The 13,632-nt window shown below is 59.2% G+C and carries 20 protein-coding genes; 7 read left to right on the forward strand and 13 right to left on the reverse strand.

The window, feature by feature from the left end:
- On the forward strand, positions 1-281 hold a 281-nt coding region (locus RCI20_RS16905; RefSeq protein WP_306607612.1), incomplete at its 5' end, for a hypothetical protein.
- Here RCI20_RS16905 and RCI20_RS16910 read toward each other — a convergent pair.
- A complete protein-coding gene (locus RCI20_RS16910) occupies positions 278-1,129 on the reverse strand; it encodes an alpha/beta fold hydrolase (RefSeq protein WP_306607614.1) in 852 nt (283 codons plus the stop codon). The genes RCI20_RS16905 and RCI20_RS16910 overlap by 4 nt on opposite strands.
- An 84-nt stretch (positions 1,130-1,213) precedes the next feature.
- Here RCI20_RS16910 and RCI20_RS16915 point away from each other — a divergent pair, with 84 nt between their 5' ends.
- Both RCI20_RS16915 and RCI20_RS16920 read left to right on the forward strand, forming a co-directional pair.
- A complete protein-coding gene (locus RCI20_RS16915) occupies positions 1,214-2,158 on the forward strand; it encodes an MBL fold metallo-hydrolase (RefSeq protein ID WP_306607617.1) in 945 nt (314 codons plus the stop codon).
- Positions 2,159-2,377: 219 nt separating this feature from the next.
- A complete protein-coding gene (locus RCI20_RS16920) occupies positions 2,378-2,572 on the forward strand; it encodes a hypothetical protein (protein WP_306607619.1) in 195 nt (64 codons plus the stop codon).
- A gap of 443 nt (positions 2,573-3,015) precedes the next feature.
- Here RCI20_RS16920 and RCI20_RS16925 read toward each other — a convergent pair whose 3' ends face one another.
- Positions 3,016-3,813 carry a hypothetical protein gene (locus tag RCI20_RS16925; protein ID WP_306607622.1) on the reverse strand — a complete coding sequence of 266 codons (798 nt, stop codon included), beginning with the start codon at positions 3,811-3,813 and terminating at the stop codon, positions 3,016-3,018.
- Positions 3,814-4,396: 583 nt separating this feature from the next.
- Between RCI20_RS16925 and RCI20_RS16930 the strand changes: the two genes are divergently transcribed.
- The 3 genes from RCI20_RS16930 to serB all read left to right on the forward strand — a co-directional run bounded on the left by RCI20_RS16930 (position 4,397) and on the right by serB (position 6,151).
- Complete coding sequence (locus tag RCI20_RS16930; RefSeq protein WP_306607626.1) at positions 4,397-4,696, forward strand: type II toxin-antitoxin system RelE/ParE family toxin; 300 nt, start codon at positions 4,397-4,399, stop codon at positions 4,694-4,696.
- Entirely contained in the window at positions 4,693-5,004 is a 312-nt protein-coding gene (locus tag RCI20_RS16935) for an addiction module antidote protein (protein WP_306607631.1), read from the forward strand. Before RCI20_RS16930 ends, RCI20_RS16935 begins: the two co-directional genes overlap by 4 nt.
- Positions 5,005-5,311: 307 nt before the next feature.
- Positions 5,312-6,151: a phosphoserine phosphatase SerB gene (gene serB / locus RCI20_RS16940; RefSeq protein ID WP_306607634.1), complete on the forward strand. Its 840-nt coding sequence runs from the start codon at positions 5,312-5,314 to the stop codon at positions 6,149-6,151.
- 79 nt (positions 6,152-6,230) lie between these two features.
- Here serB and trxC read toward each other — a convergent pair whose 3' ends face one another.
- Positions 6,231-6,665, reverse strand: coding sequence for a thioredoxin TrxC (gene trxC, locus RCI20_RS16945; RefSeq protein ID WP_306607636.1), 435 nt, complete (start codon positions 6,663-6,665; stop codon positions 6,231-6,233).
- A 150-nt stretch (positions 6,666-6,815) separates the two neighbouring features.
- Here trxC and RCI20_RS16950 point away from each other — a divergent pair, with 150 nt between their 5' ends.
- A complete protein-coding gene (locus RCI20_RS16950) occupies positions 6,816-7,904 on the forward strand; it encodes a DUF3616 domain-containing protein (RefSeq protein WP_306607638.1) in 1,089 nt (362 codons plus the stop codon).
- A 10-nt stretch (positions 7,905-7,914) separates the two neighbouring features.
- On the opposite strand, the gene RCI20_RS16955 is transcribed toward RCI20_RS16950, so the two are convergent.
- Genes RCI20_RS16955 through iscU form a run of 10 tightly spaced genes read right to left on the reverse strand, consistent with a single transcriptional unit; the run spans position 7,915 to position 13,599 of the window.
- Entirely contained in the window at positions 7,915-9,159 is a 1,245-nt protein-coding gene (locus tag RCI20_RS16955; RefSeq protein WP_306607642.1) for a threonine/serine exporter ThrE family protein, read from the reverse strand.
- Positions 9,152-9,424 carry a hypothetical protein gene (locus RCI20_RS16960; RefSeq protein WP_306607644.1) on the reverse strand — a complete coding sequence of 91 codons (273 nt, stop codon included), beginning with the start codon at positions 9,422-9,424 and terminating at the stop codon, positions 9,152-9,154. Before RCI20_RS16960 ends, RCI20_RS16955 begins: the two co-directional genes overlap by 8 nt.
- Before the next feature lie 3 nt (positions 9,425-9,427).
- Entirely contained in the window at positions 9,428-9,625 is a 198-nt protein-coding gene (locus tag RCI20_RS16965; RefSeq protein ID WP_306607646.1) for a hypothetical protein, read from the reverse strand.
- Positions 9,625-10,005: a YkgJ family cysteine cluster protein gene (locus RCI20_RS16970; RefSeq protein ID WP_306607761.1), complete on the reverse strand. Its 381-nt coding sequence runs from the start codon at positions 10,003-10,005 to the stop codon at positions 9,625-9,627. Before RCI20_RS16970 ends, RCI20_RS16965 begins: the two co-directional genes overlap by 1 nt.
- Positions 9,948-10,142 (reverse strand): Fe-S cluster assembly protein IscX, encoded by a 195-nt coding sequence (iscX, locus tag RCI20_RS16975; protein WP_306607648.1) that lies wholly within the window; start codon positions 10,140-10,142, stop codon positions 9,948-9,950. The genes RCI20_RS16970 and iscX overlap by 58 nt, the downstream gene beginning before the upstream one ends.
- Positions 10,139-10,483 (reverse strand): ISC system 2Fe-2S type ferredoxin, encoded by a 345-nt coding sequence (gene fdx / locus RCI20_RS16980; protein WP_306607650.1) that lies wholly within the window; start codon positions 10,481-10,483, stop codon positions 10,139-10,141. Before fdx ends, iscX begins: the two co-directional genes overlap by 4 nt.
- Positions 10,480-12,360 (reverse strand): Fe-S protein assembly chaperone HscA, encoded by a 1,881-nt coding sequence (hscA, locus tag RCI20_RS16985; protein ID WP_306607652.1) that lies wholly within the window; start codon positions 12,358-12,360, stop codon positions 10,480-10,482. The genes fdx and hscA overlap by 4 nt, the downstream gene beginning before the upstream one ends.
- A gap of 2 nt (positions 12,361-12,362) precedes the next feature.
- Entirely contained in the window at positions 12,363-12,890 is a 528-nt protein-coding gene (gene hscB / locus RCI20_RS16990; RefSeq protein ID WP_306607653.1) for a Fe-S protein assembly co-chaperone HscB, read from the reverse strand.
- Complete coding sequence (iscA, locus tag RCI20_RS16995; RefSeq protein WP_306607656.1) at positions 12,890-13,213, reverse strand: iron-sulfur cluster assembly protein IscA; 324 nt, start codon at positions 13,211-13,213, stop codon at positions 12,890-12,892. Before iscA ends, hscB begins: the two co-directional genes overlap by 1 nt.
- Before the next feature lie 2 nt (positions 13,214-13,215).
- Positions 13,216-13,599 carry a Fe-S cluster assembly scaffold IscU gene (gene iscU, locus RCI20_RS17000; RefSeq protein ID WP_066879609.1) on the reverse strand — a complete coding sequence of 128 codons (384 nt, stop codon included), beginning with the start codon at positions 13,597-13,599 and terminating at the stop codon, positions 13,216-13,218.
- Between the last annotated feature and the right edge of the window lie 33 nt (positions 13,600-13,632).

A 13,632-nucleotide genomic window follows, 5' to 3' on the forward strand; every position in this document is an offset into this window, starting at 1 on the left:
AACCCAACAGCCTCGCCGACATCGACAGTTTCATCACGATGATCCGCGTCGCCTGCGAGGATGAGGCGGTTTATGCCCGTCTGGAAAAAATCCTCACGCTGCCGGATCAGCAGCGCCAATGCATCCTTGTCTCACTGATTGCCGACATGCGCGCCAAGGGAGCGCCAGCCGAATTCATTCGGGCTTTCGAATGCCTGACCGACGACCGCATCGCGGCAAAGGCCTACGAAACGATATTCCGTTGCCGGCGCAAATCCGGCTTTTTTGATTTCTTCAACTAAATCACCGGACCACGACTCCCACCATCGATGAATTCCAGCAATTCGCGAACAAAGCGTTCGCGTTGCCACTGGTGCGGCGAGTGGTCGGTGCCTTCGTAGATGTTGAGGATGGCATTGGGGATGTTGTCGGCGACATAGCGCGCGGTTTCGCTGCGGTAAAAATTGCTCTGGCCGCCGTAGACAAGCAAGGTTGGCAATGGAATCCGTGCCAATACGTCGCGATAGTCGGCGGCGGTCAGGCTTTGCCAGCAGTGAATCAGCGGTTCCGGATTCTGGGCGCGCAGGGCCTGGCGTGAGCGTTCCCAGCCGCTGGCGTTTTCCTCGTATTTTTGCCGGGCGCGCGGGTTGAGGCCGAGCGCCGTCAGTTTCAGGACGCCTTCGGCAAAATCCTCGCGCAGCCAGGTCATCAGCTGACGATTGCGGTCGACGCCGAAATCGCCGTAAATCCCATGTTCCCAGTCGTCGCCCGTCAGCAGCCTGGGCGATTGATCGATCAGGCACAGCTTGCCCAGGCCATGCGTGCCGTGGTCGCGCAGGTATTGCCACAGCGTCAACGCGCCCATCGAATGGCCGACCGCCGTTGCATGGGCGATGTCGTAGTGGTCGATCAGGTTTTTCAGGTCGCGGGCCATTCGGTCGACGGTGGCAGAACCGGGGTGAGCCAGTTTGTGGCCACCGTGGCCGCGGGCATCCCAACGGTAGACCCGATGCCGGGCGTTGAGCGCCGCGAGAAATGGCGTCCATTCCTGATGGTTGGCGGTCCAGCCATGCAGCAGGATCAATGGCGAACCTTCGCCGGAAACTTGAACGTGGATCTTTTCGCCGTCGTCGGCCAGAAAGTGGGTCATGGCGCGGTGCTCGCAGAAATTCAGGAAGCCCGCCAGTATAATCGGGCCGCTAAATTTACTAATAAACAGCAACGAGGAGAAAGCATGTTCGACTGGCGCGATTATGGTAACGGGATTTACGCCTTTGACGCAGGCTATGTGCGGCCGATTCTGGCGGCGATTCATTTGATCGTCGATTCAGGGCGGGTCGCCTTTATCGATACCGGCAGCAACGATTCGCTGCCCAACGCGCTGGCGGCGCTGGAAAAACTGGGCCTGGAGCGCGATGCCGTCGATTACATCATCCTGACCCACATCCATCTCGACCATGCCGGTGGCGCCGGCACGCTGATGCGCGAATTTCCGCAGGCGAAACTGGTCGTCCATCCACGCGGTTCGCGCCACATGGCTGAACCGTCGAAACTGGTGGCCGGCGTCACCGCCGTTTATGGTCAGGACTACGTCGATCAGGTGTATGGCGAAATCCTGCCGATTCCGGCGCAACGGATCATCGACGCGCACGAAGGACTGACCTTGCCGCTCGGTGAGCGCGAATTGCTGTGCATCGACACGCCGGGACATGCAAAACACCATATTTGCGTGGTCGACCGCAAGAGCGGCAGCATTTTCACCGGCGACATGTTCGGTCTGTCGTACCGCGAGTTCGATGTCGATGGCCGCCAGTTCATTCTGCCGACGACCTCGCCGACGCAGTTCGACCCCGCTGAAATGCATGCCTCAATCGACCGCCTGATGAGCTTCGATCCCACCGCGATGTACCTGACCCACTATGCGCAACTGCACGACGTACCCGCGCAGGCCGCTGCCTTGCGCCGCCGTCTCGATACGCATGTGGCGATTGCCGAGGCCCATGCCGATGCCGGCGCGGGACGACACGCGGCAATCAAACAGGGCATTACCGACGCCCTCCTCGCCGACCTGCGGGCGCACGGTTGCGTCTTGCCGGAAGCAGAAATTCTCGAGGTGCTGGCAACCGACCTCGAACTCAACGCACAAGGACTGGCCTACTGGCTGGATCACCGGAACTGAGGCTGCGTGGCGTGCTGGTCGGTTGCCGGTGCCTGGCCAGTACGCTGGCGTTGTCCGGGTGTGCAATAGCGCCGCCACCTCATCTGCAAGTGGTTTTCTGCTACGCTTCCGCGAGCAATCCCAAATGGATCGACGAACAATGAGTGCAATTAGCTTCGATACGTTGAAATTCGTGGATCGGCTAGAAAAGCGGGTGCATCGCGCGAACTGGCGATAACGATGGTGGAAATCCAGAAGGAAACCCTTGCCGAAGCCATGGATGCGACGTTCGCCACTAAGGCCGATACTGCAGCTATCCGTGCTGACATGCGCGAGACCAAGGCCGAGCTTATAGGGGAAATGCGGCTCACACGCTTAATGGTTGCCGCCTTGATGGGTTTGGCTATCGCCAATTTCGCCAAACAGTTTTTTTGAAACAATGACAAAGGGCTTGGCGTGAAAAAACGGAAAAATGAACCTGGCACCTTTTACCGATCGACGAAGCAGGCAAGGCGCCGAAACAGTATTAAAGGGCCGGCTGGATTGACAACAAAAAAGCCTGATTTTTACGGTCGACCGTAAAAATCAGGCTTTTTTGTTGTCACCTTGGCGAGTATGGGCGAAATCTACTCCGGACCATGAAGCCGTTCGCCCTGAGCAGCCCAGATAGTGGGCGTATCGAAGGGCTTGTCAGCTACCCGTCGAGCCACTGAGCGGGAATGCAGTGTTTCCATCGCGCTCAGACCCATTGCAAGAAACCCGGCGGCTTGTCGTCGCTGGCGCGCAGCGATGGAGCAAGATACGGTTTCCCGCTTAGCAAGGAGGAAAAATGAGCCTGGTACCTTTTCGGTAAGGTAAGGGGTGGTGAAATTTCCGGGCTAATTGCATTTCGACGGATTGAAATCGTCGATCATCAAATTGCCGCCGTATTCCATACTAACCAAGAAGCAAGAGCTTTTTCCTCGCTGGTCATATAGCTGGCGGGATTTTTCGTGATTCAGGTTTTCCTCGATCCGGATCATCGTGTCGGGACCCAAGCAGGATTGAGCGTAGGCGACGCAGAGATAGCGGCCATCCGGCATCAAATAGGCTTCGACGGCGTATTGCTTTCCGACCTGCATGCCCGTCGAAACCAATTTGTGAAGCTCCCCGTATCCAATCGGCGTCGGAGCATTCTTTGCCTTCTCGATTTGTTCGAGCATCCTGTCGACAAATCCGTCATCGATTTCCCCGCGCAGCGATTCGGCAATTCGCTTTGCGGCGGCGTATTCGCCGTCGGCGGCCTTCTTCTGGATATCGTCCAGCGCGCTGAATACATTTTGAAGCCGCTTCTTTTGCGCGACTATCGCCTTCACTTCTTCGGCTTGGGGCGAATTCGGGAATTTGGCGACGAATCCCGAGCAGACCTTCAACGCCTCCTCGACATCGGCGGAGCGTTCCCTGCTGGCGCCGTCCGCCGTCTTGGCGGCGATTTCCTTGCAGCGCTGTAATAGATTCGGTTCGGTCTGTTCCAACTCCTGCACCTTCGCCGCGAGCTCGGCCTTTTCCGCTTCCAGGGCGCTGACCTTTTCGCTGAGGATTTTCGCATCTTCTTCGCCCTTATTCCCGCAGGAAGCGAGAAGCGCCGCCATCAGCGCAATTGCGCCGATTTGAATTGTCTTTTTGCTATTTGCCATGTTCAAGCTCTACAAATGATCGATCCGCAATTCCCATTTGGTGGCAATTACGCCGCTTCCTTATTCTTGGCGTTTAGCTCGTCGACTTGCGGGCGAGTCCTGTCGATCCACGCCATGGCGCTTTCGCCCTTTTTCCGACCAAAGGAGCCAGGGACATTTCCCGACAAACGCCCCCAGAAAGCACAAAAGCATACGCCACTGAAATTTTCATGTCAAAAAACAAAGGGACCAGGGTCATTTTCCACGGCATGCAAAACCATCCCGAACGATCACCTCTCCCAAGATTGATCACGGTAAAAATCACCGAATTCCACGGTCGACCGCAAAAATCCCCCATTTTTCATTCCCAGCGACAGCCGCCAACCCCGGACGCTTTTCGGGTCCCCATGCGAAGCGCTGAGCAACGCAGGAAGGCCGGAGGTAGTCGGCTGGCGGTGTCTGAGCCGCAGGCGAGTTTAGCCAGCCGCCCGGCGTTCCGAGTAGCGCAAGGGAGCGGGCGAAGCAAAAGAAAGTAAGGCGCGCCGCAGCGCGCCCCCCCAAGCAATCGAGTTGCCAAAATGTAATCCATGGACTACATTTGCTCATGCTTGAAATCATTCAAAGTGCGACGTTCTCGCGGTGGCTGGGCAAACTGAAGGATCGCGCTGCCATCATGCGGATCAACGCGAGAATCCGCCGTGTAGCAGAAACCGGTAACTTTGGTGATACCAAGGCTGTCAGAGACGGTGTCAGTGAAATCCGCATCGATTACGGCCCAGGTTATCGGCTGTACTACATGCAAAACGGACCCATCATCGTGGTTCTGCTCGCTGGTGGAAACAAAAGCACTCAGGATGCTGACATCAAGCGGGCCATCGAGATTGCGAAGGAATGGAAACCATGAGCGAACAATTTACCCGTTGGGATCCCGTCGATCACCTACAGTCTGATGCGGACATGGCCATGTATCTGGATGCTTGCCTTGAGGAAGACCCCGGCGATGGTAGCGTCGTGCGTGCTGCGCTCAACGATATCGCTCGCGCTCAAGGCATGTCCCAACTGGCCAAGGCAACAGGAATCACGCGCGAAGGTCTCTACAAGGCGCTATCGCCGGCTGGCAATCCAGAGTTCTCGACAATTCTGAAGGTCATCAAGGCACTGAAGATCAAGCTTCATGCATCGGCAGGTAGCGATCCATTGGCGACAGCTTGAGGCCCGTGACACCTAGCACAATCCTTTCGCTCCCTTATCGACCGTATGAAAATGCGAAAGCACAAGGAGACCGCTGGACCGGGACGAAGAACCGCTATCCACGCTGGAAGAAGCGAAGCAAAGAATCCGCAATATTGTTGGCAAGCAGTGGGCGCTTCCACCGCACACTGTCCAAACGCTTTCCCTACGCTGTTTATTATCAGATGGATGTTGATTTCATCACGGTTGTCGCCATTCTGGACTGCCGACAGAAACCATCCAAGACTCACGCAAAACTCGTGAAAAGATGACTCTCCAATCCCCATCCATGAATCTCATCCTCCAGGGCGGCGCGCTGCCCACTTTCCTGCTTGAAAAGATTATTGCCGCCACCGGCGCGTCGACCGCAGAACCCTTGCCGCCGCAGGTGGTTCGCCTGCCCGACGCGCAGCGCACTGCCGAATTCGACGCGCTGATTCCGTTGATCGAAGCGGAAAAACTCGATTGGGCCTTCGTCGACCGCAATAAACAGCTGTCCGACTTCGGCCTGATCTGTTTCGACATGGATTCGACACTGATCACCATCGAGTGCATCGACGAACTGGCCGATTTCGCCGGCAAGAAAGCCGAGGTATCGGAAGTGACTGAAGCGGCGATGCGCGGCGAGATCGATTATCGCGAAAGCCTGCGCCGCCGGCTGGCGCTGATGGCCGGGCTGGATGCACGCGTGTTGGCGCGCGTCTATGGCGAACGCTTGTTGCTCTCGCCCGGCGCCCGCGAACTGCTCGAAGCGGCGCAGAACGCCGGCTTGCGCACGGCTATCCTGTCCGGCGGTTTTACTTACTTCACCGAACGCCTGCGCATCGAGCTGGGTTTCGACTTTGCCACCTCGAACGAACTGGAAATTTCCGGCGGCAAGCTGACTGGCCGGGTGGTTGGCGATATCGTCGATGCCGCCGCCAAGGCGCATCACCTGGCCCGTCTGCGCGACGAACTGGGCTTGCGCCGGGATCAGGTCATCGCTGTCGGCGATGGGGCCAACGACTTGATGATGATGGCCGAAGCCGGGCTGTCGGTGGCTTTCCACGCCAAGCCGGCGACCCGCGCCAAAGCCGACGTGGCGATCAATTTCGGCGGGCTGGACGCGCTGCTCAACCTGTTCGACTGAGCTTGCACGCCGGTGCTGAATGCAGCCAGCCGCTCAACGCGGAAGTGCTTGCACGCCGGTGCTGAATGCAGCCAGCCGCTCAACGCGGAAGTGCTTGCATCAGCCAGCGCTGGATACTGCCGGCATCCATCGCCCCGGCCTGCCGCGCCACTTCCTTTCCACCGACGAAGAGCGCGAGCGTCGGAATGCTGCGGATGTTGAAACGCTGCGCCAAGCTGGGTTGCGCCTGGGTATCGACCTTGGCAAAACGCACCTGCGGCAGCGCCGCAGCAGCCTGGGCAAACGCCGGCGCCATCGTCTTGCAGGGGCCGCACCAGGGCGCCCAGAAGTCGACCAGCACCGGAATCTCATTGCGTGAAATGTGCCGTTCGAAGCGGTCGACCGTCAGTTCGAGCGGTAAGCCCGTCAGCAGTGCCTGCTTGCACTGCCCACAGACCGGCTGTTCAGCAAGCCGCGGCGCGGGAACACGATTGACCGCGTGACAATGGGGACAAACTAAATGCAGGCTACTCATGTCAGACCTCTGGCAAAGAAAAAGCATTAGAAGAGTCTTATATTTTGGCGAAAGGCGTTTTTTCAAGCCCTGCCAGTGGCCACTGGGCCAGGCACAATAGAGGGCGGCCTGAATGCGCTCCAATAACCCCCTTCACAACCAAAAGATCACATGCCCAAAAAACGTATCCCCAATGCCATTCGTCTTGAATTCTCTGCGGGCGCATTGGTTCATGCCAACCTGTCCGGCGCCGCATTTTCCGGTGATTTTTTGTGGGTTGCCGGTGATGAGGCCTGCGGTATTGACCGTCTGCATCGCCTTGAGCCGTCAGGCACCGAACAACTGCGCTTCGGCGATGGGCTGAGCTTTCCGCTGTCGGCACTGCTGGATCTACCCGGCGCGGCGGATGACGAGGCCGACCTGGAGGGCATGGCGGTGGCTGACGGCTATCTTTGGGTGGTGGGCTCGCATGGACTCAAACGCAAGAATGCGAAGGACGGCCGGGACCATGCCGATAACGCCAAGCGGCTGGCCAAGGTAACGCTCGATGCCAACCGTCGCCTGTTGGCCTGCTTGCCGATTGAACTGGGTGAGGACGGCAAACCCTGTCTGGTTCGGGAGGCAAAAGATGGCCGTCGGGCGCGTCGCTTGAAAGGCGATGCCGAGTCCAATCTGCTCACCCAGGCCTTGGCGGATGATCCGCATCTCGGCCCTTATCTGGCCATTCCCGGCAAAGATAATGGCTTCGATATCGAGGGGCTGGTGGTAGACGGAAAGCGCTTGCTGCTCGGATTGCGCGGCCCGGTATTGCGCGGTTGGTCGGCGCTACTGGAAATTGCGCTCGAAACCAAGGGCGAGCAATTGCGGCTGGCGCCACTCGACGATAGCGGCTGCCTGATCCGCAAGCATTTCCTGAATCTGGCAGGCCTTGGCATTCGCGACCTGCATTTTTCCGGTGATGACCTGCATATCCTGGCCGGGCCGACGATGGTGCTCGATGGCGATATCCGCGTCTTCAAATGGCCGAATGCAAAATCCCTGCTGGCGGCCAACCAGGAGCCGGTACGTTTCGAATCCACCCTGACCGAGCTGCTCTCCCTGCCCCACGGGCACGGCACCAATCGCGCCGAGGCATTTTGCGCCCTGCCGCCAGAACTCGCCGCGCCCACCACACCAAGCTGGCTGGTGCTTTACGACGCGCCCGGCCCGGATCGCAAGGCCGGGGAATACACGGTTTTCGGGGATCTGCTGCATCAATGATGCTCGTGCGCTAAACGCCGGCAGTTTCCGCTACCGGCAACTTGCGCTGGAAAATCAACGGCATCAGGTTGTCGGCCAGCAACAGGCCGACTGCCAGCACGGCACCGGTCAGCAGCATTTCGGTGATCAGCGCGATGCCGGTGACGCTGTCCTGCGCCATCAGCGCGTGCAGGCCGCGAAATCCCATGCTGCCGGGCACCAGCGTGATCAAGCCGGGAATCTGCACCAGCACCGATGGCCGGCTGCTGACGAACTGGTAGAGGTGCCCGGCGGCAGCGACGGCGAAGGCGGCGCAGAACGCTCCGACGACATTGCCCATGCTGGTGCCAACCACGGAATAGACGGCCCAGGCCAGCAAACAGCCGCCGGCCGACACCAGCACCGCCGACCACGGCGCCTGCAGCACGGCCAGCAACGAGACGCCGAGCACTGCCACTGCCGGCCAGATCACCCAGGCCGGCAGGCTGGTGACGACGCCCAGCGTTTCAACGGGATAAAGCGTCTGGCCGATCTTGGTGCCGATGGCCAATCCTGCGCCCATCAGGAACAACTGCAGAAATGCACCGATCAGCCGGCCGCTGCCGGCGAGGTAGTTTTGTGTCGCCAGTTCGGACATGGCGACAGTCAACATGAAACCGGGCAGCAGGAAGACCACGCCGGCCACCGCCGAGACGAAAGGACTTTGCTGCGGGAAAAACCAGGCCAGTGCCTGCGCCAGCATCGCGGCCAGCGTGCACAGGATGACCGGCACCGCAGGGCCGAGCCGGGGAATGCGGGCGCAACCGAGTACGCCAGCAACAAAGCCCATGCCGATCAGGCCGCCGCAGAGCATTTCCATCCAGCCGCCGCGCAGCAACAAGGCTACCGACGCGGACAGCAGAAAACCCATGCCGATAAAGGCCATCCCCGACCACGGCGCCGGCAGCGCCATCAGGCTTGCCAGACGGCGTTCGTAGTCGTCCAGCCGTTCGCTGCCATCGATTTCCCGGCACAGCGTTTCGAGTTCGATCAGGCGGGCCATGTTGTAGTCGTAAGCCGGTAAACGCAGCATTTCGACCCGCCGCTTGCCGCTGGCATCGACCAGGGTCAAGGCAAGGAAGGTCAATACGGCAAATCCTTCCACCTGCACGCCGAGGCGCCCGCCGATTTCCTTCAGCCGGCGCTCCAGTTCATGCGCCGGCGCACCGCTGACATGCAGGGCCTGCCCGAGATCGCGCAGGAACAGCCCCAGCCTGGGCAGCACGTCCTCAGTCATTGTTTTCCGGGTTTTTCCGGCGGGCCAGTTGGCGGGCGAAGGCCTCGTCGTTTTTACTCATCCGCCGCACCGGCTGCGGCCCGGTGGCATTAACCTGCGCAACAAAATCGTCGAGCGGCAGTGCTGGCGACACATCACGGTCATTGCCATCGATCCGTTCACGCAACTGGAACAGGCCGTTACCGGTCATCACCATCAGGTAGTGTCGCCCTTCGCTACGCTGGTTGAGCCGGGCGACGGCGGCGGTAGCACGGGTTGAGCGCATGGCTTACTTGTATTTCTTGAACACGGCCTTGGCGTCCTGATGCGCCCGATCCAGCGTGCAGATCGCCGGATCGTCATCATGGCCGGTGAAAAAATCGTCGGCCTGCGCCTGCATCACCATCTTGATCGCTGCCGCATCGGTCACATCGTAATTTTCGGTGATCAGCGTGGTGACTTCGTCCAGGTGTTCTTCGTAGGTCATCAGTAAAATTCGTGCTTTGATTTGGCTTGAGTTGACGCCGGAATGGCATTTTTCCCGGCAAAAAACAGGGCGCGCTCCTCAAGGCAGTCGCCCTCGCCCATCGCGTATTCCCGGCAAACACCGGGGCGGCGTTCGTAAATGGTGCAGCGCATGGTCTGCCGGTCCAGTGCCACGCACCAGCCATCGTCGAGCCGGCGCATCACTTCGCCACCCCAGGCATCTTCACGGGTGTAGCGCTGGGGGACGTCGTCGTCCCCCATCAAAATGACTTCCAGTTGGCAACAGCAGGCCTGGCAGTCACTGCAGGTGATGCCGGCGCTGATCAGGCGACCTCGTCGATCCAGGCTTGCTGGATGGCTTCGAGAATTTTCTCGCCGCAGCGGTTCGGATCATCGGCGAAATCAGGCAAGGCCAGGACCCAGGCGCGCAGATCGACGAAATTGATTTTCAGCGGGTCTTGATCGGGATACGCATCGCTCAGTTCGATAGCGATGTCGTTGATGTCGGTCCATTTCATTTGCGATGTCCCTCCTTCGCCATGTTGATGCTGTACTTGGGAATTTCGACGACCAGCGGCGTCGACCGCACAATGGCCTGACAGCCCAGGCGGGAGTTCGGTTCCAGACCCCAGGCCTTGTCCAGAAGGTCTTCCTCAATATCCTCGGCGGCTTCCAGCGAAGCAAAGCCCTCGCGCACGATAACGTGGCATGTCGTGCAGGCGCAGGACATTTCGCAGGCGTGGTCAAGTTCGATTTCGTTGGCCAGCAGGTTTTCGCAAATGGACTTGCCTTCTTCCGCCTCAATCACGGCGCCGTCCGGACACAACTCCACATGCGGCAACACGATCAACTGTGTCATGCGTCTTCTCCCATTTTGATGTCGTCGACCTTGCGGCCGGACAGCACTTTCTTGATGCTTTGATCCATGCGGCGGTGGGCAAACTCCTGGGTTTCGAAGCCCAGATCGTCCATCTCGATATTGATCAGGCGACGGTTGTCGCCAGCTGCCGTTTCACGCAGCTTGGCAATCGTTGCGGTAATTTTGGCGAATTCGGCGGCGCTGAGCAGATGGGCATCTTCGGCCAGCGCAGCTTCAGTGGCCTCGATCATGCGCTCGGCCTCGACCTGCGCTTCCTTCAGCGCCCGTGCCATCGCGTCGTCCTTGGCGTGTGCCATCGAATCCTTGAGCATGCCGGCGATTTCATCGTCGGATAGACCATAGGATGGCTTGACGGTAATGCTCGATTCAACCCCGGTCGTCTGCTCGCGCGCCGCGACGGACAGCAGGCCATCGGCATCGACCTGGAAAGTCACGCGGATGCGGGCAGCGCCGGCCACCATCGGAGGAATGCCGCGCAGTTCGAAGCGGGCCAGCGAACGGCAGTCGGCGATCATTTCGCGTTCGCCCTGCACGACGTGGATGGCCATCGCCGTCTGGCCGTCCTTGAAGGTGGTGAATTCCTGGGCGCGCGCGGTCGGAATGGTCGAATTGCGCGGAATCACCTTCTCGGTCAAACCGCCCATCGTTTCCAGGCCGAGCGACAGCGGAATCACGTCGAGCAGCAGCCAGTCGTCCTTGCCGGTCTTGTTGCCGGCCAGCAGATTGGCTTGCGTCGCAGCGCCGAGCGCGACGACCTTGTCCGGATCGAGATTGGTCAGCGGTTCCTGGCGGAAAAAGTCGCCGACCGCCTTCTGTATCTGCGGCATGCGTGTCGCGCCGCCGACCATCACCACGCCCTTGATGTCGTCGGCGCGCAGGCCTGCGTCACGCAAGGCTTTCTTGACCGGCTGCAGGGTTTTTGAAATCAACGTCTGGGTGATATCGGCAAACGTCGCCACGTCAAGTTTCAGATCGACCATCTCGCCGGAAGACAGGCGCACGGTGATCGGCGCTTCCGGGTTCTTGCTCAGATATTCCTTGGCCTCGCGGCAGCGCATCATCAGCAGACGCGCATCTTGGGGCGACAACGGCTGCAATTTGCCCTGCTCGATGACCCAGCAGAAAATCCGGTGATCGAAATCGTCGCCGCCCAGCGCGGAATCGCCGCCGGTGGACATCACTTCGAAGACACCCTTGGTCAGCTTCAGGATGGAAATATCGAAAGTACCGCCACCCAGGTCGTAGACCGCATAAACGCCTTCTGCCGCGTTATCCAGCCCATAGGCGATGGCCGCTGCAGTCGGTTCGTTCAACAGGCGCAACACGTTCAGGCCAGCCAGACGTGCTGCATCCTTGGTCGCCTGACGTTGTGCATCGTCGAAATAAGCCGGCACGGTGATCACCGCCCCGACCAGTTCGCCACCCAGCGCCGCTTCGGCTCTGAGCTTCAGCGTCTTGAGAATTTCTGCCGAGACTTCGACCGGGCTCTTGATGCCGGCCTGCGTCTTCAGCTTGACCATGCCCGGCGCTTCGATGAAGTCGTAAGGCATCGATTCGACGTGGGCGATATCCTTCTGGCCACGCCCCATGAAGCGCTTGACGGAAACAATGGTGTTTTTCGGGTCGACCGCCTGATTCTTCTGCGCATCGTGGCCGACCTCGGTCGAACCATCGGCGTGGTAATGCACCACCGAGGGCAGCAGCGGACGGCCCTGCTCGTCGCTCAGGCAGATCGCAATACCGCTGCGCACCGTGGCGACCAGCGAATTGGTCGTGCCGAGATCGATGCCGATGGCGAGTTTATGTTCGTGCGGAGCTGCGGATTCGCCCGGTTCGGCGATTTGAAACAAGGCCATTTTTAGTCTTCCAGCGACGCCAGCGCGTCGTCGATTTCGTACAAGAGTTTTTCCAGGAACATCAGCCGGCGCACGCGATCCGTCGCGGCGGCATAATCTTTCGCCACATCGAGCATCTCGCCCACATCGTCGTAACGGCTATTGATGTCACTGCGCAGACGGTTGTGCAGATGTTCGAGTTCATGATGATCGCCGCCCTTCCGGGCATCCATCACCGCTTCGCGCCATTCCATCTGTTCCATCAGGAAATCGGCCGGCATCGCGGTATTGCTTTCCGCTTGCAGGTCGTGACCGGCCAGTTCGAGCAGATATTTCGCCCGTTCCAGCGGCTTTTTCAGCGTCAGATAAGCCTCGTTGGCGCGCGTCGCCCATTGCATGGACAAACGCCGCTCGGCGTCAGTGCCATTGGCAAAACGATCCGGATGCACCTGCGCCTGCACGTCGCGATAACGCGAGTCGAGCTCGGACAGGTTCAGCCGGAAAGCCCGCGGCAGTTCGAACAGCGCGAAGAAATCGGCGCTCAGTTCCATCAGACGTTAAACGACTCGCCGCAACCGCACTGGTCCTTGACGTTCGGGTTGTTGAACTTGAAACCTTCGTTCAAACCTTCACGGGCAAAGTCCAGCTCCATGCCTTCGAGATAAGGCATGCTCTTGGCGTCGACGATGACCTTGACACCGGCACTCTCGAAGACCACATCGTCCTCATTCACCTCGTCAACGAATTCCAGCTTGTAGGCCATGCCGGAACAGCCGGAAGTCCGTACGCCGAGGCGCAGGCCGATGCCTTTACCGCGCTTGGTCAGGAAGTTGGCGACATGCTTGGCCGCCGAGTCGCTCAAGGTCACACCCATGCTTATTCTCCGTGCTTTTTCTTGTAATCCGCCACGGCTGCCTTGATGGCATCCTCGGCCAGAATCGAACAGTGAATTTTAACCGGCGGCAGCGCCAGTTCTTCGGCGATTTCGGTGTTTTTGATGGACAAGGCCTGATCGACCGTCTTGCCCTTGACCCATTCGGTGACCAGCGACGACGAGGCGATGGCCGAGCCGCAACCGTAGGTCTTGAACTTGGCATCTTCGATGACGCCGGCCTTGTTGACCTTGATCTGCAACTTCATCACGTCGCCGCAGGCCGGCGCACCAACCATGCCGGTACCGACGCCGTCATCTTCCTTGCCGAAGGAACCGACGTTACGTGGATTCTCATAGTGATCAATGACTTTTACGCTATAGCTCATGTTAATTCTCCAATAATTCAGGGTTAGCCGATG

The sequence above is a fragment of the Azonexus sp. genome, assembly GCF_030824335.1.
In the GTDB taxonomy this organism is placed as follows: domain Bacteria; phylum Pseudomonadota; class Gammaproteobacteria; order Burkholderiales; family Rhodocyclaceae; genus Azonexus.